The sequence below is a fragment of the Pseudomonas sp. AC112 genome (genome assembly GCF_979253545.1).
This window is the reverse complement of sequence record NZ_CEEDCM010000001.1, coordinates 4,699,758-4,717,300: the sequence shown is the minus strand read 5'-3', so window position 1 is coordinate 4,717,300 and position 17,543 is coordinate 4,699,758. Positions and strand designations below refer to the sequence as shown.

The following is a 17,543-nucleotide window of genomic DNA, read 5'->3' as shown; positions in this document are numbered from 1 at the left end:
TTCAGGTCTGCTGGGTAGTTTTGCAAGTTTTGGATCCAAAGTTTAACTGAGCGATGTTTATTCCTTAGTCGAACGCTGGATTACCGGTACCATTGCTGCACCTAGTCCACTGATCAGTTCAAATGAAGGAACAGAAGAAATGATCGAAACCCGCCTGCTACGCCAGTTCATTGCCGTGGCTGAAGAGCTGCATTTCCACAAGGCTGCCATTCGCCTGCACATGGCCCAGCCCCCGCTGAGCCAGGCCATCAATCGCCTGGAAGACAAACTGGGGTTCAGTCTGTTTACCCGTAATAAGCGCGGGGTAAAACTGACCCCGGCCGGCGGTGCGTTCCTGGAGGCCGCCTATAGCACCCTGAAGGCGTTGGAGCAGGGCATCGAACACGCACGTCAGGTGTCCGAGGGGATTGCCGGCAAACTCACGGTGACTGCGGTGTCGATCGCCTACTACGAGTCACTGCTCAGTACGCTGCGCCAGTTTCGCGAGACCTTTCCCAAGGTCCAGTTGGTCATCAAGGAGATGCCCTCCTCCAGCCAGGCCAAGGCCATTCTGTCGGGAGAGGCGGATATTGCCTTCATGCGCAAGCTGCCGATTTCGGCGGAAAACGTCGAGTCACGCCTGTTGCTGGATGAAGAGATCGTGATGGCGCTGCCCGCCCATCACCCTAAGGCAAAGGACGGCCAGATAGACTTGAGGGACTTCGCCGGCGAAGACTTCGTGTTCACCCCCGAAGCCCTGGGTACCGGCTATCACAGTCAGCTTATTGCATTGTGTGAAGCCGCCGGTTTTTACCCCAAGGTGGTGCAAGAGGCCGCACAGATCCATACCCTGATCGGCCTGGTAGCCTGTGGCTTCGGGGTCGCCCTGGTACCCGAGTCGATTGCCAATTCAATCATGCGCGACAAGGTACTGTTTCGCCGGATCTACCCGGTGACCGCCTCCCCCAACCCGGCAATCGGCCTGTACATGAGCTGGAACACCCACAACGAATCACCGTTGATGGACAGCTTTATTTCCATGCTCGACTTCAACGCAGCCCCCCGGGTTGAAGGGGCACTGGCCGTACAGGTTGGTTAGAGTGCCAGCCGGTAATCCTTGAGCCATGCGGCAAGGGACAAAGCGGTCTCCAGGTTATTGCGCTTGAGCTGGGAGTTGAAGGCCCCCACAGGCTGTTCAAGCTCGCGACGCAATTGCGTGCGATCAATGATCTGGAAAACCGCGTTGTCGGCTTGTTGCAACAGCGCACGGGTTTGCGCACGCAGGAACTGTTCATACGCCAGATTGGCAGACGTCGGGTAGGGACTCTTTTTGCGCTGCATGACAGCGTCAGGTACCAGGTCGGCACAGGCCTGCTTGAGCAACCACTTTTCCACGCCCTCCTTGCCCTTGATGCTCCAGGGTACGTTGTAGACGTACTGCACCAGTTCATGGTCGGTGAACGGCACACGCACTTCGAGACTGGCGTACATGCTCAAGCGGTCCTTGCGATCCAGTAGAATCGGCAGCCAGCGATGCAGGTGCATGTGGCAGACTTCGCGCATCTTGCGCTCCTCAAGGCTGTCGCCCGGCAGATGTTCGACGCTGTCCACCGCCTGGCCATAACTGCTGCGTTGGTATTCGGCGAAATCACACAGTTTGTTGAAGTCCGGGTTGATCATCTCGGCCTGCAGCAGCTGCATGCGCGACAGCCATGGAAAGCGCTGGGCTTCCAGGGCCTGGGGGTCGCGGAACCAAGCGTAGCCACCAAACACCTCATCCGCTGCTTCGCCGGAAATGGCCACGGTGGAGTGCTCGCGAATGGCCTTGAACAGCAAGTGCAGTGAGGTGTCCACATCGCCGAAGGTCTGGGCCGAGTCGTTGGCCCTGAATACCGACTGCCGCGCCACCTCGCTCACCAGTTCCTGGTTGTCGATCAGGATGGTCTGGTGATGGCTGCCGATCGCTTCGGCCGCCGCCAGGGCAAAGGGTTGGTCGCGGTCAGGGCGAAAGGTGTCGGCACGGAACTGTTCGGCCTGGCCGACAAAGTCCACCGAAAACGAGTTGACCACACCGCCTTGCTCGGCTTGCAGTTTTTTCTGCGCCATGGCGGTGAGGACGGTCGAGTCCAGGCCGCCGGAGAGCAAGGTACAGACCGGCACGTCGGCATACAGCTGTTCGCCCAGGGCCTTTTCCAGCAAGGCGCGGGTTTTCTCGACGGTTTGTGCGTCGGTGTCGGTGTGCTCATGACGTTCGACAGCCCAATAACGCTGCACCTTCGGTGCGCGCCCCGCCAGCAATTGCAGGCTATGGCCCGGAGGCAGTTCGCGAATGCCCTTGAAGGCCGTCTGCGCGGTAGCCTTGGACAGGGACAACGCGTCCACAAGGCCGACAACGTCCAGCGCTCGCTGGAACTGCGGATGGGCGAGAATGGCCTTGGGCTCCGAGGCGAACAGCAGGCCAGCGTCCAGCGCCGCATAAAACAGCGGCTTGACGCCCAGACGGTCGCGCAGCAGCAGGAAACGCCCCTGGCGCTCATCAAAAATAGCCATCGCAAACATACCGGTGAGGTGGTCGACGCATTGCTCACCCCACTCCAGATAGGCGTGCAACACCACTTCCGTATCGCTGCGAGTCGTGAACTGGTGCCCGGCCTTGCTCAAACGTTCACGCAGTTGGACATAGTTGTAGACCTCGCCGGTGTACACCATCGCCACCGTCGCCCCGCCCGCAGTGGTGAATGTCATCGGCTGCACGCCGCCGCTCAAGTCAATGATTGCCAGCCGCCGGTGCCCCAGTAGCGCGTGCTGCCCCTGCCAGTTCCCTTCGGCGTCCGGGCCACGTCGCGTGAGGCTGGCGGTCATCTCGGCAACCAGTGGACGTTGATCTTTGAGGTCTCGCGCAAAGTCGACCCAGCCTGTAATTCCACACATATCAAAGGATCCTTATTGGTCGAGTGCAGCCGCCGGCAACGGGCCACGCAGCGTTTCAAGTCGTTTAGCCAAGTCGATCAATTGCAGCTCGCTGTCGCGGCGCCCCATGATCTGCAGGGCCAGGGGGGCCTTGCCGTCAGCACTGAGCATGATCGGCAAGGTGATTGCCGGCAGGCCACTGAAGCTGGCTAAGGGTGTAAAGCCGATTTTGCGTGAGTAATACGGGTCGGCAGGCGACGGAATGGTCGAATCGCCCGGCAGCGGACGGCGCACATCGAAAGGCCGGCAAGGGTCGATGGGAAACACCACCACGTCCACGCCTGCAGCGTCAAAACAACTGTCAATGGAGGCACGCACCGCCTGCATGCGCGCGGTTATCTGCTGATACTCGGCGTCGCTCACACCGGCACCTACCTCCAGCGCGGCCTGGGTCGACCAGTGCAAATCCGCATCGAAAATTTCACGCCATACCTGAGAAGCCAGCCACGCGTCCCGGGCACATAACTGCCACGCCGAACCACGGCAGTCCCACAGTTCGGGCAACTGCATGGGCACTTGAGGCATGCCCAGGTCTGCCAGGAGGCTTTTTGCCTGATCCATCATCGCCAGCATCGGTGCCGTGGTGACACCGTCGTCAATGTGGCTTAACACGCCAATCCGGTAGGTGCCGGCCAGCGGCTTTTGCACGCCCAGGTGTCGCTCAAGCCCCAGCCTGGGCATCAGGAAGTCCAGGTCATCGGCGGTACGCGTGACCCAGCCGAGGGCGTCCATGGAGGGTGACAACGGGAACACGCCGTCCAGATTGGAGGCCTTGTGGGTCATGCGCAGCCCCACCATGCCGCAATGGGCTGCAGGCCAACGCACGGAGCCGAGCACATCGGTGCCCAGGGAGATGTCACACAGGTGCGCGGCCACGGCCACCGCCGAACCGGTGCTGGAGCCGGAGGGGTCAATGCTCGGATACAATGGATTGCGCGCCCCGCAGCCGAAACCGATATTGAGTTCGGTGGTGGCGACCTTGTACAGGATGCGCACCTCGGGGTGTACCGCCCACAAGGCGCTGGCTGACACATCGGGATAGTGCCGGTAACTGCGCAACCCCAGGCGCGTGGGCATGCCCGCCACGTCGACGGTGTCTTTGACCCCCATGCGGAACGTGGCTGTGTCGTCGGTCACACTCGACACCAGGCAACGGTATTGGCTGTCCGCCGAGCCTGCCCAGTGGTTGTACTGCCCGGCCCATTGATGCCGCAGTTGCGGCTGTTCCAGCAGCAAACGGTAGCGCTGGCGCAACGGTAACCTGAGAAATTCCGGCACCGCCGTGGCCTGTTCACGTTGGCTCGCGTGGCCGGACAGGTAGGCAGTAATGCTCTGCTCTGCAGTACGGATGCTCATGACTCTCAACTCCCTGTTTGCTGGATAGCCCAAGCCTGCGGCTTGCCGCTGGCCGACAAGGGCAAATGCTCGACGCGTCGAATCTGCACCGGCTTGGGAAAATGAACGCCCAGGCGCTCGATGGCCTGGGCAAGGCTCGCCTCCGTGAGTGTGGGCGAGCTGAAAACCACTTCGTAGGCCTCACCGCGCAACTCATCGCGCAGGGGCATGCACGCCAGGTGCTGGCACTGGGTCACGGCACTGAGTTCAGCGCGCAGGACACCCAGGTCCTGGCGCACACCATTGATTTTTATCAGCTGGCTGGCACGCCCCAACCACTGGAATTGCCCATGCCCTACCGCCAGGATCCAGTCGTCGCTCTGGTGCGTCAGTGCCGACACTTGTCCCTCAGCGGCCCTTGCGATTCGCGGGCTGTGCACGTTGAGTCGCGACTCCACCCCCACCGGGCTGAGCAGCGAGACATCCTCGAACACCGTCCAGGCCGTGGGCGCCTCGCTAATGGGACGATGTGCAATGGCACCGGTCTCGGTCGAGCCGAGCAGTTCAATAAACGTCACGCCCTGGCCGGCATAACGATCAACGATCGCGTACGCCTTGGAAGGCAGCGCCGAAGCGCTATGCAGCACCAGTACTGGCACCTGCGGCACCAGGCGTTTGAGCAGCGATGCGAGCAATGTCCAGGTGCTGGCGATGCACAGGATCACTGTCGGCCCCCTGACCTGCAGGTCCGGCAGCAGGAGTGCTTCCAGGGAGCAGGATTGCAATCGGGCCCGGGTCACATCGGCACCGACCTGCCCCAGAATCATGCCGTAGCTGTGTTCGGTAGGGGCGAACGACAGGATATCCGTGACACCCGCGGCCCACGTACCGAGGATCATCCGTGCTTCCTGCTCCATCTGCCGCCGGGTGCGGGCCCACTGGCGCGGCGCGCTGGTAGACCCGGACGTACGGAAGACATGCTCCGCGCTCATCGCCTACACCGCCTGCAAGGTGGCAGTGTCTTCCAGGCGCTCCTTGACGAACTGCTCCATTTTTTCCAGGGTCTCGAACCAGTAGCGAACGTCGTCGCCGACATAGTCCACCTCGATACCAAACCGCTCCTCGATAGTGGTCACCACTTCGACCGCCATCAGGCTGTCGAAACGCTCGCCGATAAAGTCGCGAAAACTCTCGTCCGCGCCAATGCTGCGAACTTCAGGCCCCAGTAGTGTTTCCAGGGCGGTACGGATATCGTCTTTTACAGTGCTGACGTTAGTCATGTTATTAACCCTTGGTGGCGGCGTTAGTCAGTGTTTCACCCGTGGCGTAAAAAACACTTTCAGGAAACACATCCTCGTACTGCAGATAAAAGAATGAATCGGCAAACTGCGCGGTAAAGAAGTTGAACAGTTGCGTGGCAAAATCCTTGCGGAAAAACTGATCACGGCTGGCGGCTATCGAGGCGCGAATAAAGAACACACGACTACGCTTTGTTTCACCATGGTTGATCGGCATGGGTAGGCCGGCACTGAATACACTGTCTTCATCCAGCGCACTAAAAATCACCATGCAGTGCCCCGGATCCAGGCCATGGCCCTTGAGTTCCCGGGCAACTTTCAAGGCGATTTTCTTTTTCTCGCTTATTCCCAGAAACCCGGAGCGAATGTTGATCGTCGGCACATGAGCCTCTCAAGACAAATACAAGTTAGGAAGTACCGGCAACTGCCCCTTGAACCACTGCCCCACCAGACTGCCCAGGCAGGTGGACAGCGCGTCGTGCCCTTCGCGGTACATCGGTGACCAGGCGTAACCGCCCTCCGTCTCGACGTTTTCCAGGAAATACAGCACGTGAGCGCGGTCTACCTCGAGGCCGAAATCGCAGGACGCGGCCATGGCTTCGTAGGTACTGAGCAGGTCCGGAATGCGATTGCCGGTATTGGCGAAACCACCCTGCCTGACCTTGTGCCGCCGCAACAGGGCAAGCATTTCGTCATCATCGCGGTGGCCCAGGTATCGCAGGCATTTGAGCGCCTGGACACTGGAACGGAACGTCGGCACACCGCCCGGGAAATTGGCGAAGGCCAGCGGTTCCTGGGTGACGGCGCAACGCCTTACAAAGCGCTCCAATTGCCCGCAGTCGATTCCGTCACTGCGGCCCAGCCGAGTGATGATCGAAACCGCGGAAGCCGTCGACACCATGTCCGAGCCTCGCCCCTCCCAGAAGCCGAAGCCGCCATCGGGGTTCTGGATCCGCCCCAACCACGCCAACACGGCCTGCCGCGCCTGTGGCGAGTCGCGCAGCGCACCGGCCGCCAAGGCCCACGCCGTACAACGTACTTCTGCGCCACGGCCGGGCATATACATGACGCCGGCTTCGTTGGGCAGTTGACAGCCCTCGATCCACCTCACCGCCGAGGCACGGGCCTGTGGGGAGAGGCGGCCATCCAGGACGGTGGCGGCAGTGGTCAAGACATCCGCCGCCGCGCTTTTTTCACGGTAGGTGTAGCCGCCATTGTCGACATAAAGCTGCTGGACAAACCGGCTGACGCCCAAGGCCAGCCCACTCACATCCTGGCCCAGGGCCTTGAGCGAACCGACCGCACAAAACACCGCCCATACGTCTTCACAGTCATAGCCTTGCCAGCGCACAAAGCCGCCTTCAGGGCCACGCAACGACTCGATCCACGCGACGCAATCGGCACTGTGCAATGGCGCGGTTCCCAGTGCGGCGAGGGTCGCAGTGGTGCGATAGGTGGCCCACAGGCACGGTGTATCCGCCGCTTCACTGAAACGAAACCCGCCCCCTTCAAGCTGCTGGGCCTGCATCCAGTGGACCAGTCGATCCATATCCCATGCAGGCACCCAGTCGCCTTGCTGGCTGAGCGCCTTCCAAGCCATCACGCCATAAAAGCACGCGCGCACATCGGCCTTGTTACGCTGGGCAAACGCGGGCGACCAACTCAGCCCGCCATTTTCGCACTGCAATGCACTGAGCCACTCGAGCAGCATGGCCGGCGCTTTCACTTGACCGTGGCACACATTGATCAAGGTGCGTACGGCATAGTGCGTCGCCCACACGTCTGCGCCCTGCCCCGCGCACATGGCGTAAGCCTGCCCGTCCCACAGGCTGTCCAGCCATGGCTCGGTCTTTTCCGACACCTGTTCCAACGCGCCAAGATCGTTGAGGGTTTCCGTGCAGTAAAACGTTGCCCAGGCATCCGAAGGCATGCCTTTGCTCCAGGCATAGCCACCATCGCGATTCAATCGCGTCTCGATGTAGCGACGAATCTGCGGCTGGTCGACGGTGTGCAACTGATCGATCCAGGCCAGGCTGCGGATGGCCGCATACGTGCACCAGAGGTCCGGTTGGCCGCTGACCACCGCGCGCCCCTCGGGGAAACGTGGCGGGACCGGACTGAAGGCATTCATTGCTGGCCACCGACAAAGCGCAGGTTGGTTTTTTTCCAGCTTTTTTGCGAGGCGCCACTCTTGCTGACCGCCGCCAGGTTGTTGACGAACAGGATCCTGTCCCACTGCAGGTTCATGCGTTCCTGGGAGCACTCGCGCAACGAGTCTGCGAGCCCGGCTTCCAGCGCGTTGTCCCAGACCACGTCGCGCTCCAGGATCAGGCTGGCACTGTCGGTCGTACGGTCCACCTCGATCATGTAGCCGGTGGCGTTGCTGGTGCCGTAGACGATTTCCTCGATCTTGCGGATTTCAAGGTCCACTCCAGAGACCATGACAGCGTCGGAATCGCGACCGTTGACCATCATTGTCGGTCCAGGCAAACCGACTGCACACTCGGACGTGATGGTCACGCTGTCGCCGGTGTCCAGGCGCAATAGGGGGCGGGCGTAAAGATTCAGCGGCGTGACGACCAGGCGTCCGCTGGCGCCTTTGCTCAAGGGTACGATCTGACCGCTGGCGGTCACCAATTCGAAATAGTTGGTACCCGTGGTCAAGCGTTGCACCTTGCCCTGGGTCACCGCCGCCAAGGTGCCGGTTTCGGTGCTGCCGTAGCTGGCGTCGTGAATATCGCAAGCCCACCACTGCGCCAGTTTTTCCCGGAATGGCCGGGTATTGACCTCGCCCAGCAACATGATCGCCTTGATCGACTCACTGACCCGCTCCAGCATCTGCCGCTGCTTGAGGTAGCGCGTGAGCTGGACGAGGACCCCCGGCGCGATAAAGATCACAGTCGGACGGTACACCTCGAACATTTTGCACAGGCGCTCCCAATCGGTGATACCGGTAGTGAAGGGGTAGGCACGCACATGGGAGACATCGAGGTATTCGCACACATTGGCGATCAAGTCGCCCACTGGAACGATGTCTGACGGCATCAGATTGGCGACCCGCGAACCGGGCTCGATAACGTGGCGCCAGTGGAACGCTACCGACACCGCGTTCCAGATGATGTCCTCCTTGAGCCTGGGGCTGGGGGTCGGCTCGCCGGTGGTGCCGGTGGTTGCGTAATACTTGGCGGCCTGGCCGTATTCAACGGTGCAGAATGCACGTGGAGAACCTTTCAGGCTGGCCTTGGGTGTCAGCGCCAGGGCCTGGAACCCGGCAAAACTGTAGTCACCCAGGGCATGGTAGAACTCGCTCTTGCGAGCACGTTCCCATACGGCCCGCAGTTTTCGCTCATAGAAAGGGGCGTCGGGGATCAACTCCCCATGACGCAGGATTTCGCTTTCGGCGCCCTGCAAAACCCCATAGTAATGATCGTTATGCACTAACATTAACTTGCCCTCGTTAAAAAACCCCAGCGAGAATTGGCGAGCCGAGCGATAAAGTAAAATACTTTCGCGGTCTATTTGTAAGAGCCTGCAGATATCAGAGAAAACGCCCGATACTTGGCGACCCGGCGATATTATTTAGTTAGGGTCGTGCCCCCGCGATACGCGAGTCGGCCGTACATTACAACTAACCAGACAGTTCACAGCTCTCTAACACTGGGGGTCTTCACGCGCCGACTAATACCCGCCAAAAGTATTAAACAGAGACTTTTATAGTATTTCTCATCTCACTGTTGTCACCGCACTATCACCGCCACCTTGCAAAAACGAGTTCCGGGCATAACCACGACAGTCGCTTAAAAGACGGCGCCAACTTAGTGCACTTGCACCGGTGGGACCTTCGACTTATGCACCGACAAGGAGACGCTGAATGCTGACGACACACAAACACTTCCAGGCCAACGCCACTGGCTGGACACCCGACACGTGGCGCTCACGCACGGCCCTGCACCAGCCCGTCTACCCCTGCCCCACCGAACTCCAGCATACCTTGCAGCGACTGGCCCAGCGGCCCGCGCTGGTGAGCGCTGGCAAGATCCTGCAACTCAAGACCTTGATCGCCCAGGCGCAGGACGGCCAAGGCTTCATCCTGCAAGGCGGCGATTGCGCGGAGTCTTTTGATCACTGCTCCAGGGAGACCACCGCCAGCCAGGTCAAAGTGCTGCAACAAATGACTCAAGTACTGATGCAGCGCCTGCAAATGCCGGTGATCTGCCTGGCGCGCCTGGCTGGGCAATACGCCAAGCCGCGTTCCAGCGACAGCGAAACCCTGGGCCAGGAAACCCTGCCGGTGTACCGTGGTGACATCGTCAACGGCAGCACGTTTAGCCCACAAGAACGCCGCGCCGACCCGCAACGCCTGCTGCAGGCTTACAGTTGTTGCGCTTCAACCCTGGGGTTTGTCCGTGCCCTGTATGAAACCGGTATCGATGACCTGCTCAAGCCCGCGCACTGGAGCACGGCATGGATCGACACGCACCCTGAGAAAGCCGCCTTCCATCGCACAATCCAGGGTGTGCAGCACACCGCGCAATTCATGGCGGCGCTGGCAGGCAGCGACACTGACCGTTTTCTGCACCGTGAAACCTTTGTGTCCCACGAAGCCCTGCTGCTGGACTACGAGCATGCCCTGACGCGCCAAGAACCGGGTTTCGACGGCTGGTTCAACCTGTCCACGCACTTTCCCTGGATCGGCAAACGCACCGCCGACCTGGAAGGCGCGCATGTGGAGTACTGTCGCGGCATCCGCAATCCATTGGGCGTGAAAGTGGGTGCCGAGGTCAGCCCCGACGCCTTGCTGGCGCTGATCGAGCGACTCAATCCCCACAACGAACCGGGCCGACTGACACTGATTCACCGCATGGGCGCTGACCAACTGCGCAAGGCACTCCCGCCCTTGCTCAACGCCGTCACTCGCTCAGGCGCCAAGGTGCTGTGGCTATGCGACCCCATGCACGGCAATACCGAGACCCTGGCCTGCGGTACAAAAACCCGACGTTTCGAGCAGATCATGGGCGAGATCGAGGTGGCCTTCAGTGTCCATCGCGAACACGGCACGCGTTTGGGCGGCCTGCACTTGGAGCTCACAGGGGAGCACGTCACCGAGTGCCTGGGCGGGGCACGCAACCTGCAGCCCGAGGACCTGTCCCGTCGTTACTTGAGCAAGGTCGACCCGCGCCTTAACTATGAACAAGCCCTTGAACTGGCGTTGCGCGTCGCACACCTGACCCACTGACATGAACCCGCCCTCCTCCCACCACTGAGTTCCTATGCCAGCTGTCATCTATATTTTTTCGCTCTGCACCTTCACCTTCGGCTTGTCCGAATTCGTTGTCGCCGGCTTGGTATCCGCGATTTCGCTGGACCTGCACGAGTCCATTTCGAACGTCGGCTCGGCCATTGCAGCGTACGCCCTGGGTGCCGCCATCGGCGCCCCGGTCATCACGGCCATGCTGGCCAGCTGGCGCGACAAATCCGTCTTGCTGCTGACCCTCGCCGTACTTGCCGTCGGCAGCGTGGTTATCAGCCTGGCGCCGGATATCCTGACCTTGCACGGCGTACGCTTCATCATCGGCTTGGCGCATGGCGTGTTCATGGCCGTGGCGTCCAACGCGGCAGTCAAACTGGTCGACCCGATGCGTGCAGGGCGCGCGCTGTCGCTGGTGTGGATCGGCCTGACGCTTTCGATTGCCTTTGGCGTGCCCATCGGCACCTTCTTCGGCAGCTACTGGTCCTGGCGGATAGTGTTCCTGGCTATCGGCGGCCTGGGCCTGATCAGCACGGTGGGGCTGGTCCTGCTGATGCGCCGGCAACCCACCGCGTCACCTAACGCTGGCCAAGGCTTGAAACAAGGCCTCGCCGCCCTGTTGCACCGCGAACTGTTGATGGCTGCCACGATCGCGATGCTGGTGAGCGTCGCCACGTTTTCGTTTTTTACCTTCGTGTCGCCGTTTCTGCTGGACATCACCCGTATCCAACCGCAGGTGCTGAGCCTGGCGATGCTGGTGTTCGGTGTCTGCTCCATTCTCGGCAATGTGCTCGGCGGCTATCTCGTGGATGCATTCGACGCGGACCGATGCTTGCTCGGTGGCTTGAGCGCTTTGATGCTCAACCTGATGAGCTTGTATCTGTGGGGGGACTCGATGATCGCCACCCTGACGCTGGTGGGGCTATTGGGGGTAGTGTTCTTTGCCATTGTGACCATGTCGACCCTGCGCATGCTGCGCCTGGCACACCACTATATTCCGCAATCCAGTGCCGTGGCGTCGGGACTCAATATTGCGTCGTTCAACCTCGGAACAGCGTTGGGTGGCGTCGGCGCAGGGTGGGTGATTACCCATTTCGGTCTCGCCTACATCCCCATCGCAGGCGCAAGTGCGGCCCTGTTGGCCATGGGCACACTTGCCCTGCAAATGAAAAGCCGGCCGGAGCTGCAGGAGGCCTTGCGGGAAAGCCCCTGATATCCAGGGGCTGCCGATCACGGTTTGGGGGCCTCAGTCCGACACTTGCTCGAGGAAAATAAGCTGCAAAGGCTCCTTGAGCAAACCGTTGGCCGCTGCTGCAAATGCCTTGAAGTACGGCGTGGCAAAATGTGCGTCGAGGGCGGCCTGGTTCTTGAAAGCTTCCCGCATGTAGAACGTACCGGGCTCGTCACGCAGCTCAAACAGCACATAGTCAAGGTTACCGGGCTCGGTGCGCGTTGGTTCAACCAACGCCAACAAGCCTTGCTTGAGTGCCTGCTGCTGGCCGGGCTTGGCCTTGAGCACGGCGATGGATACCAAGGGTTTTTGCATGGCGGTCACTCCGTTGGGGGAAAGGCTCGGGTGTTGGCTGGCGCAACCTGCGGTCATCGACACAAGCAGTGTCAACCCCATCGACCTGATCAAGGTGTTCATGCAAACCCCTCCAGCACAATTTTGCCACGCGCCTTGTTGCTCTCGACCAACGCATGGGCACGGCGCATGTTGGCCGCATTGATAGCGCCGAAATGCTCACCCAGGGTGGTCTGCAAAATGCCTTGGTCGATCAGTGTGGCGATGCGATTGAGCAGGTGATGCTGGTGGATCATGTCCGGGGTTTCGAACAGCGAGCGGGTGAACATCAACTCCCAGTGCAGGGACAATGACTTGAGTTTGAGCGGCATCACATCCAAGGTGCGGGGATCATCGATCACCCCCAGGCGCCCTTGGGGTCGCAACACTTCGATCAATTGCGCCAAGTGCTCCTCGGTGTGCGTCAGGCTGGCCACATGACTGACCTCGCCAACCCCCAGCGCTTGCAGTTGGGCCAACATCGGCCGGCGATGGTCGATCACATGATCGGCGCCCATGCGCTTGACCCAGTCGACGGTCTCCGGGCGCGAGGCCGTACCGATCACGGTCATGCCGGTCAGCTCGCGGGCCAGTTGCACCAGCATCGAGCCCACGCCGCCAGCGGCACCCACCACCAGCAATACATCGCCGTCGCCGCCGTCTTCGCGCACTCCGAGGCGATCAAACAACAATTCCCAGGCAGTGATCGAGGTCAGCGGCAAGGCCGCCGCGTGGGCAGCGCTCAACGACTGCGGGCGGTGCCCGACAATACGCTCGTCCACCACCTGCAGTTCACTGTAACTGCCTGCCCGGGTCAGCGAGCCGGCGTAGTAGACCTTGTCTCCCGGCTTGAACAACCGGACGTCGGCGCCGACGTCGCGCACGGTACCGGCCGCGTCCCAGCCGAGCACCTTTGGCTCCTTGGCGAAGCTGCCGGAGCGGACTTTAGTGTCCACCGGGTTGACCGCGACTGCCTCGACTTCTACCAGCAAGTCCCTGGGGCCAGGCGTGGGTGCGGCGATGTTGACGTCTTGCAGTGAGCGCGGGTCGTGGATGGGCAGACCGTGTTCGGTAAAGGCGATGGCTTTCATGGCAGCTCTTTGATGAGGGAAGTGGCGAGCATCTTTACCGTTCCCACTACAAAGAAAAATCTACACAATGCAGCAACACTTTCACTCTGGAAGAGAAAATGATCCGTATCGATGACCTTGGCTTGTTCCTGCGCAGCGCCGCCCTGGGCAGCTTTACTGCCGCCGCGGTCGAGGCCGATTTGCTACCGGGGCAGGTGGCCGCTGCAATCAAGCGGCTGGAGCGGGAACTGGACGTGCGCCTGTTCACCCGCACGACGCGCAGCCTGCGCCTGAGCGCTGAAGGTGAGCAGTACTTGCCCACGGCGCGGTCAGTGCTCGAACACCTGGAGCAAGGTCGGGCCAACCTGCACGGTGACAATGCGCCGCTGCGTGGCACCCTGCAGATCGCCGCCCCGTCGGACCTGGGGCGCAATATCCTGCTGCCGTGGCTCACCGAATTCCGCCGGCTGCACCCGGAGTTGCACCTGCGTTTCCTGCTCTCGGACCACGTGAGCAACCTGTTTCGTGACCCCGTGGATGTGGCCATCCGCTACGGCCTGAACGAAGACGCCAACTACATCGCCCTGCCCCTGGTGCCCGGCAACCGCCGGGTACTGGTGGCGTCACCGGACTACCTGGCACGCCATGACGCGCCCCGAACGCCGCAGGACCTGTCGCGTCACACGTGCCTGCCCTACCTGCAAAGCGGTCGGCTGCATGACCGCTGGCAACTGGGCACGCAAACCGTGCACGTCGCCGGCCCGCTGTTCAGCGATGACGCGGATGTGGTGCGCCGATGGGCCCTCGAGGGTGAAGGGATCGCCTACAAATCCTGGCTGGATGTCAGCGCCGACGTCCAGGCAGGCCGTCTGGTGGTACTGCTGACCGACTATCCCGGTGATGTGTATCCCCTGAGTTTCGCCTGCCCCCATCGCGGGCAGGTCTCGCGATCAGTGACTGCGCTGCATCAATGGCTGAGGCAGCGGTTCAGTGCTATGGCGCCTTTTGCCATCGAGCACTAGCCAACCGTCGTGACGGTGCTGATCAAATTATCGCTGACTCTTGCGCTTCCGGTATTATGGTATACCATCATACACAAACCCACCGTACCCAGATGGAGCAGCCATGAGTTTCGAAATCCGCAAGATCGTCAGCTACGTAGAAGAAACCTTTATCGAAGGCGGCAAGGCTTCTGACACGCCGGTGACCATGGTCGGCCTGGCGGTCGTCCTGAAGAACCCCTGGTTGGGTCGCGGCTTTGTCGAAGACCTGAAACCCGAGATCCGTGCCAACTGCTCGGATCTCGGCGCGCTGATGGTGGAGCGTCTGGTCGGCATCATCGGCGGCGCAGAGAAGATCGAAGCCTACGGCAAGGCCGCCGTGGTCGGTGCCGACGGCGAGATCGAACACGCCTCGGCCATCATCCATACCCTGCGCTTTGGCAACCACTACCGAGAAGCGGTCAACGCCAAAAGCTACCTGAGCTTTACCAACAAGCGCGGCGGCCCGGGCACGTCGATCCAGATCCCGATGATGCACAAGGATGACGAAGGCCTGCGCTCGCACTACATCACCCTGGAAATGCACATCGAGGATTCGCCGCGTGCCGACGAAATCGTCGTGGTCCTGGGCTGTGCCGATGGCGGTCGCCTGCACCCACGCATCGGCAACCGTTACATCGACCTTGAGGAACTGGCCGCTGAAAAAGCCCAGTAATCAAGGCTCGTCACTCAAACAAAAAGGTATGCAGGAGCGCTCCATGATTCGGCTCACCGCTGAACGCACCCCGGCTGGCACCAGTTACCTGGCGACCGGCCAAGGCCAGCCTGTGGTTTTGATCCACGGCGTGGGCCTGAATAAAGAAATGTGGGGCGGGCAAGTCGTTGGCCTGGCCCCGCACTATCGCGTGATTACCTATGACATGCTCGGACACGGCGCCAGCCCGCGGCCGGAAAACGGCACACCGTTGCTGGGGTATGCCGACCAACTGCTGGAGCTGCTTGACCACCTGCAATTGCCCCAGGCGACGGTGATCGGTTTCTCCATGGGCGGGCTGGTGGCACGCGCGTTTGCCCTGCATTACCCCGAACGCCTCAAAAGCCTGGTGGTGCTCAACAGCGTGTTCAATCGCAGCCCCGAGCAGCGCGCCGGCGTTATCGCGCGCACCGCCCAGGCCGCCGAACACGGGCCGGATGCGAATGCCGAAGCCGCCCTCTCGCGCTGGTTCAGCCGTGAATACCAGGCAGCCAACCCGGCGCAGATCGCGGCGTTGCGCCAGACGCTGGCGGGGAACGATCCACAAGGCTACCTGACCACCTACGAGCTGTTTGCCACCCAAGACATGTACCGCGCCGACGAGCTGGGCAACATCAAGTCTCCCACCCTGGTGGCGACCGGCGAACTGGACCCCGGCTCGACACCACAGATGGCCCGGCAATTGGCCGACCGGATTCCGGGCGCCACCGTGGCTATATTGGCCGAGCAACGGCATATGATGCCGGTTGAATCGCCGCGCCTGGTCAACCAGCTGTTGCTGGACTTTCTCGAAACGGCACACGCCCAACAACAAACGATAAAGGGGATCGTGGCATGACACTTGAACGCTTCCAGATGTGCATCGGCGGTGAATGGGTCGATGCCCTGTCCGGCAAGACCTTTGACAGCCTTAACCCGGCCCTGGCAGCACCCTGGGCGCAACTTCCGGATGCCGATGAAGCCGATGTGGAGCGCGCCGTACAGGCCGCACAAACGGCTTTCGACAGCCCGGCCTGGCGTGGCCTGACCGCCACGGCACGCGGCAAACTGCTGCGCCGCCTGGGAGACCTGATCGCCGAGAACAAGGAACACCTGGCCCAGTTGGAGAGCCGCGACAACGGCAAGCTGATCCGCGAGACACGCGGCCAGGTCAGCTACCTGCCGGAGTTCTTCCACTACACCGCCGGCCTGGCCGACAAGCTCGAAGGCGGCACCCTGCCGCTGGACAAGCCCGACCTGTTTGCCTACACCGTGCACGAAGCCATGGGCGTGGTGGCCGCGATCATTCCGTGGAACAGCCCGTTGTACCTGACCGCGATCAAGCTTGCGCCAGCCCTGGCGGCGGGCAACACCATCGTGATCAAGCCGTCGGAGCACGCCTCGGCGACCATCCTCGAACTGGCGCGCCTGGCCCTTGAAGCCGGCATCCCGCCTGGCGTGGTCAACGTGGTCACCGGCTACGGCCCCAGCACTGGCGCCGCCCTCACCCGTCACCCGCTGGTGCGCAAGATCGCCTTTACCGGCGGCGCGGCCACGGCACGGCATGTGGTGCGCAGCAGCGCCGAGAACTTCGCCAAGCTGTCCCTGGAACTGGGCGGCAAGTCACCCAATATCATCTTTGCCGACGCTGACCTCGACAGCGCCATCAACGGTGCGATTGCCGGGATCTATGCGGCATCCGGCCAAAGTTGCGTCTCGGGCTCGCGCCTGCTGGTGCAGGATGAGATCTACGACGAATTCGTCGAGCGCCTGGTTGAGCGTGCGCAACGCATCCGCATCGGCAACCCGCAGGACGACGCCAGCGAAATGGGGCCGATGGCCACCGCGCAGCAACTGGCCGTGGTCGAAGGCCTGGTGGCGGACGCCATCGCTGAAGGCGCGCGCCTGCGCACCGGAGGCAAACGCCCGCAGAACCTCGGCGAGGGCTGGTTCTATGAGCCGACACTGTTCGAATGCGACCGCAATTCGATGAAGATCATGCAGGAAGAAGTCTTCGGTCCGGTGGCCTCGGTCATCCGTTTCAAGGACGAAGCCGAAGCGCTGGCCATCGCCAACGACTCGCAGTTCGGCCTCGCCGCCGGCATCTGGACCCGCGACCTCGGACGTGCCCACCGCCTGGCCCGGGACGTGCGCTCGGGGATCATCTGGGTCAACACCTACCGCGCGGTGTCGGCCATGGCCCCCATCGGTGGTTTCAAGAACAGTGGCTACGGACGCGAAAGCGGCATCGATTCGGTGCTGGCCTACACCGAACTGAAAACGGTGTGGATCAACCTCTCCCAGGCGCCCATGCCTGATCCTTTTGTGATGCGTTAAGAGACCCC

At 61.5% G+C, this 17,543-nt stretch carries 16 protein-coding genes; 7 read left to right on the top strand and 9 right to left on the bottom strand.

The genetic code is table 11. The features are described from left to right. Positions 1-139 precede the first annotated feature (139 nt). Complete coding sequence (locus AC0IYN_RS22010; protein ID WP_406596353.1) at positions 140-1,078, top strand: LysR family transcriptional regulator; 939 nt, start codon at positions 140-142, stop codon at positions 1,076-1,078. Here AC0IYN_RS22010 and asnB read toward each other — a convergent pair. The 7 genes from asnB to AC0IYN_RS21975 are packed head-to-tail and all read right to left on the bottom strand — an operon-like array spanning position 1,075 to position 9,026. Beyond that, complete coding sequence (asnB, locus tag AC0IYN_RS22005; RefSeq protein ID WP_471843216.1) at positions 1,075-2,910, bottom strand: asparagine synthase (glutamine-hydrolyzing); 1,836 nt, start codon at positions 2,908-2,910, stop codon at positions 1,075-1,077. The two genes, AC0IYN_RS22010 and asnB, sit on opposite strands and share 4 nt — an antisense overlap. Positions 2,911-2,922: 12 nt before the next feature. Continuing rightward, positions 2,923-4,305 (bottom strand): amidase, encoded by a 1,383-nt coding sequence (locus AC0IYN_RS22000; RefSeq protein WP_471843214.1) that lies wholly within the window; start codon positions 4,303-4,305, stop codon positions 2,923-2,925. 5 nt (positions 4,306-4,310) lie between these two features. Further along, positions 4,311-5,276: a class I adenylate-forming enzyme family protein gene (locus AC0IYN_RS21995; protein ID WP_471843212.1), complete on the bottom strand. Its 966-nt coding sequence runs from the start codon at positions 5,274-5,276 to the stop codon at positions 4,311-4,313. 3 nt (positions 5,277-5,279) lie between these two features. Further along, positions 5,280-5,564, bottom strand: coding sequence for an acyl carrier protein (locus AC0IYN_RS21990; RefSeq protein ID WP_100490329.1), 285 nt, complete (start codon positions 5,562-5,564; stop codon positions 5,280-5,282). A 4-nt stretch (positions 5,565-5,568) separates the two neighbouring features. After that, entirely contained in the window at positions 5,569-5,964 is a 396-nt protein-coding gene (locus AC0IYN_RS21985) for a hypothetical protein (protein WP_406596350.1), read from the bottom strand. A 9-nt stretch (positions 5,965-5,973) separates the two neighbouring features. Beyond that, positions 5,974-7,713 carry a prenyltransferase/squalene oxidase repeat-containing protein gene (locus AC0IYN_RS21980; RefSeq protein ID WP_457239182.1) on the bottom strand — a complete coding sequence of 580 codons (1,740 nt, stop codon included), beginning with the start codon at positions 7,711-7,713 and terminating at the stop codon, positions 5,974-5,976. Next, positions 7,710-9,026, bottom strand: a complete 1,317-nt coding sequence (locus AC0IYN_RS21975; RefSeq protein WP_099492780.1) for an AMP-binding protein — start codon at positions 9,024-9,026, stop codon at positions 7,710-7,712. Before AC0IYN_RS21975 ends, AC0IYN_RS21980 begins: the two co-directional genes overlap by 4 nt. Before the next feature lie 427 nt (positions 9,027-9,453). Here AC0IYN_RS21975 and AC0IYN_RS21970 point away from each other — a divergent pair, with 427 nt between their 5' ends. Together AC0IYN_RS21970 and AC0IYN_RS21965 are read left to right on the top strand one after the other, a co-directional pair. Next, positions 9,454-10,818 carry a 3-deoxy-7-phosphoheptulonate synthase gene (locus AC0IYN_RS21970; RefSeq protein WP_406596347.1) on the top strand — a complete coding sequence of 455 codons (1,365 nt, stop codon included), beginning with the start codon at positions 9,454-9,456 and terminating at the stop codon, positions 10,816-10,818. Positions 10,819-10,852: 34 nt separating this feature from the next. After that, positions 10,853-12,043, top strand: a complete 1,191-nt coding sequence (locus AC0IYN_RS21965) for an MFS transporter (protein WP_406596346.1) — start codon at positions 10,853-10,855, stop codon at positions 12,041-12,043. A 33-nt stretch (positions 12,044-12,076) separates the two neighbouring features. On the opposite strand, the gene AC0IYN_RS21960 is transcribed toward AC0IYN_RS21965, so the two are convergent. Together AC0IYN_RS21960 and AC0IYN_RS21955 are read right to left on the bottom strand one after the other, a co-directional pair. Next, positions 12,077-12,376: a putative quinol monooxygenase gene (locus AC0IYN_RS21960; RefSeq protein WP_457239200.1), complete on the bottom strand. Its 300-nt coding sequence runs from the start codon at positions 12,374-12,376 to the stop codon at positions 12,077-12,079. Between the two features lie 98 nt (positions 12,377-12,474). Next, positions 12,475-13,485, bottom strand: a complete 1,011-nt coding sequence (locus tag AC0IYN_RS21955) for a zinc-binding alcohol dehydrogenase family protein (RefSeq protein ID WP_406596345.1) — start codon at positions 13,483-13,485, stop codon at positions 12,475-12,477. 98 nt (positions 13,486-13,583) lie between these two features. On the opposite strand from AC0IYN_RS21955, the gene AC0IYN_RS21950 reads away from it, so the two are divergent. The 4 genes from AC0IYN_RS21950 to AC0IYN_RS21935 all read left to right on the top strand — a co-directional run bounded on the left by AC0IYN_RS21950 (position 13,584) and on the right by AC0IYN_RS21935 (position 17,535). Beyond that, positions 13,584-14,486: a LysR family transcriptional regulator gene (locus AC0IYN_RS21950; RefSeq protein ID WP_406596344.1), complete on the top strand. Its 903-nt coding sequence runs from the start codon at positions 13,584-13,586 to the stop codon at positions 14,484-14,486. A 103-nt stretch (positions 14,487-14,589) separates the two neighbouring features. After that, entirely contained in the window at positions 14,590-15,180 is a 591-nt protein-coding gene (locus tag AC0IYN_RS21945) for an amino acid synthesis family protein (protein ID WP_078049151.1), read from the top strand. A gap of 43 nt (positions 15,181-15,223) precedes the next feature. Next, positions 15,224-16,057: an alpha/beta fold hydrolase gene (locus tag AC0IYN_RS21940; RefSeq protein ID WP_078049153.1), complete on the top strand. Its 834-nt coding sequence runs from the start codon at positions 15,224-15,226 to the stop codon at positions 16,055-16,057. Continuing rightward, a complete protein-coding gene (locus AC0IYN_RS21935; protein ID WP_252992619.1) occupies positions 16,054-17,535 on the top strand; it encodes an aldehyde dehydrogenase in 1,482 nt (493 codons plus the stop codon). The genes AC0IYN_RS21940 and AC0IYN_RS21935 overlap by 4 nt, the downstream gene beginning before the upstream one ends. Positions 17,536-17,543: the final 8 nt, after the last annotated feature.

Bases quoted from the DNA above. Each gene is read 5' to 3' on its own strand.
- AC0IYN_RS22000 (WP_471843214.1), bottom strand. From the start codon at position 4,305: ATGAGCATCCGTACTGCAGAGCAGAGCATTACTGCCTACCTGTCCGGC.
- AC0IYN_RS21935 (WP_252992619.1), top strand. From the start codon at position 16,054: ATGACACTTGAACGCTTCCAGATGTGCATCGGCGGTGAATGGGTCGAT.
- AC0IYN_RS21960 (WP_457239200.1), bottom strand. From the start codon at position 12,376: ATGCAAAAACCCTTGGTATCCATCGCCGTGCTCAAGGCCAAGCCCGGC.
- AC0IYN_RS21945 (WP_078049151.1), top strand. From the start codon at position 14,590: ATGAGTTTCGAAATCCGCAAGATCGTCAGCTACGTAGAAGAAACCTTT.
- AC0IYN_RS21980 (WP_457239182.1), bottom strand. From the start codon at position 7,713: ATGAATGCCTTCAGTCCGGTCCCGCCACGTTTCCCCGAGGGGCGCGCG.
- AC0IYN_RS22010 (WP_406596353.1), top strand. From the start codon at position 140: ATGATCGAAACCCGCCTGCTACGCCAGTTCATTGCCGTGGCTGAAGAG.
- AC0IYN_RS21955 (WP_406596345.1), bottom strand. From the start codon at position 13,485: ATGAAAGCCATCGCCTTTACCGAACACGGTCTGCCCATCCACGACCCG.
- asnB (WP_471843216.1), bottom strand. From the start codon at position 2,910: ATGTGTGGAATTACAGGCTGGGTCGACTTTGCGCGAGACCTCAAAGAT.
- AC0IYN_RS21970 (WP_406596347.1), top strand. From the start codon at position 9,454: ATGCTGACGACACACAAACACTTCCAGGCCAACGCCACTGGCTGGACA.
- AC0IYN_RS21940 (WP_078049153.1), top strand. From the start codon at position 15,224: ATGATTCGGCTCACCGCTGAACGCACCCCGGCTGGCACCAGTTACCTG.
- AC0IYN_RS21995 (WP_471843212.1), bottom strand. From the start codon at position 5,276: ATGAGCGCGGAGCATGTCTTCCGTACGTCCGGGTCTACCAGCGCGCCG.
- AC0IYN_RS21990 (WP_100490329.1), bottom strand. From the start codon at position 5,564: ATGACTAACGTCAGCACTGTAAAAGACGATATCCGTACCGCCCTGGAA.
- AC0IYN_RS21975 (WP_099492780.1), bottom strand. From the start codon at position 9,026: ATGTTAGTGCATAACGATCATTACTATGGGGTTTTGCAGGGCGCCGAA.
- AC0IYN_RS21950 (WP_406596344.1), top strand. From the start codon at position 13,584: ATGATCCGTATCGATGACCTTGGCTTGTTCCTGCGCAGCGCCGCCCTG.
- AC0IYN_RS21965 (WP_406596346.1), top strand. From the start codon at position 10,853: ATGCCAGCTGTCATCTATATTTTTTCGCTCTGCACCTTCACCTTCGGC.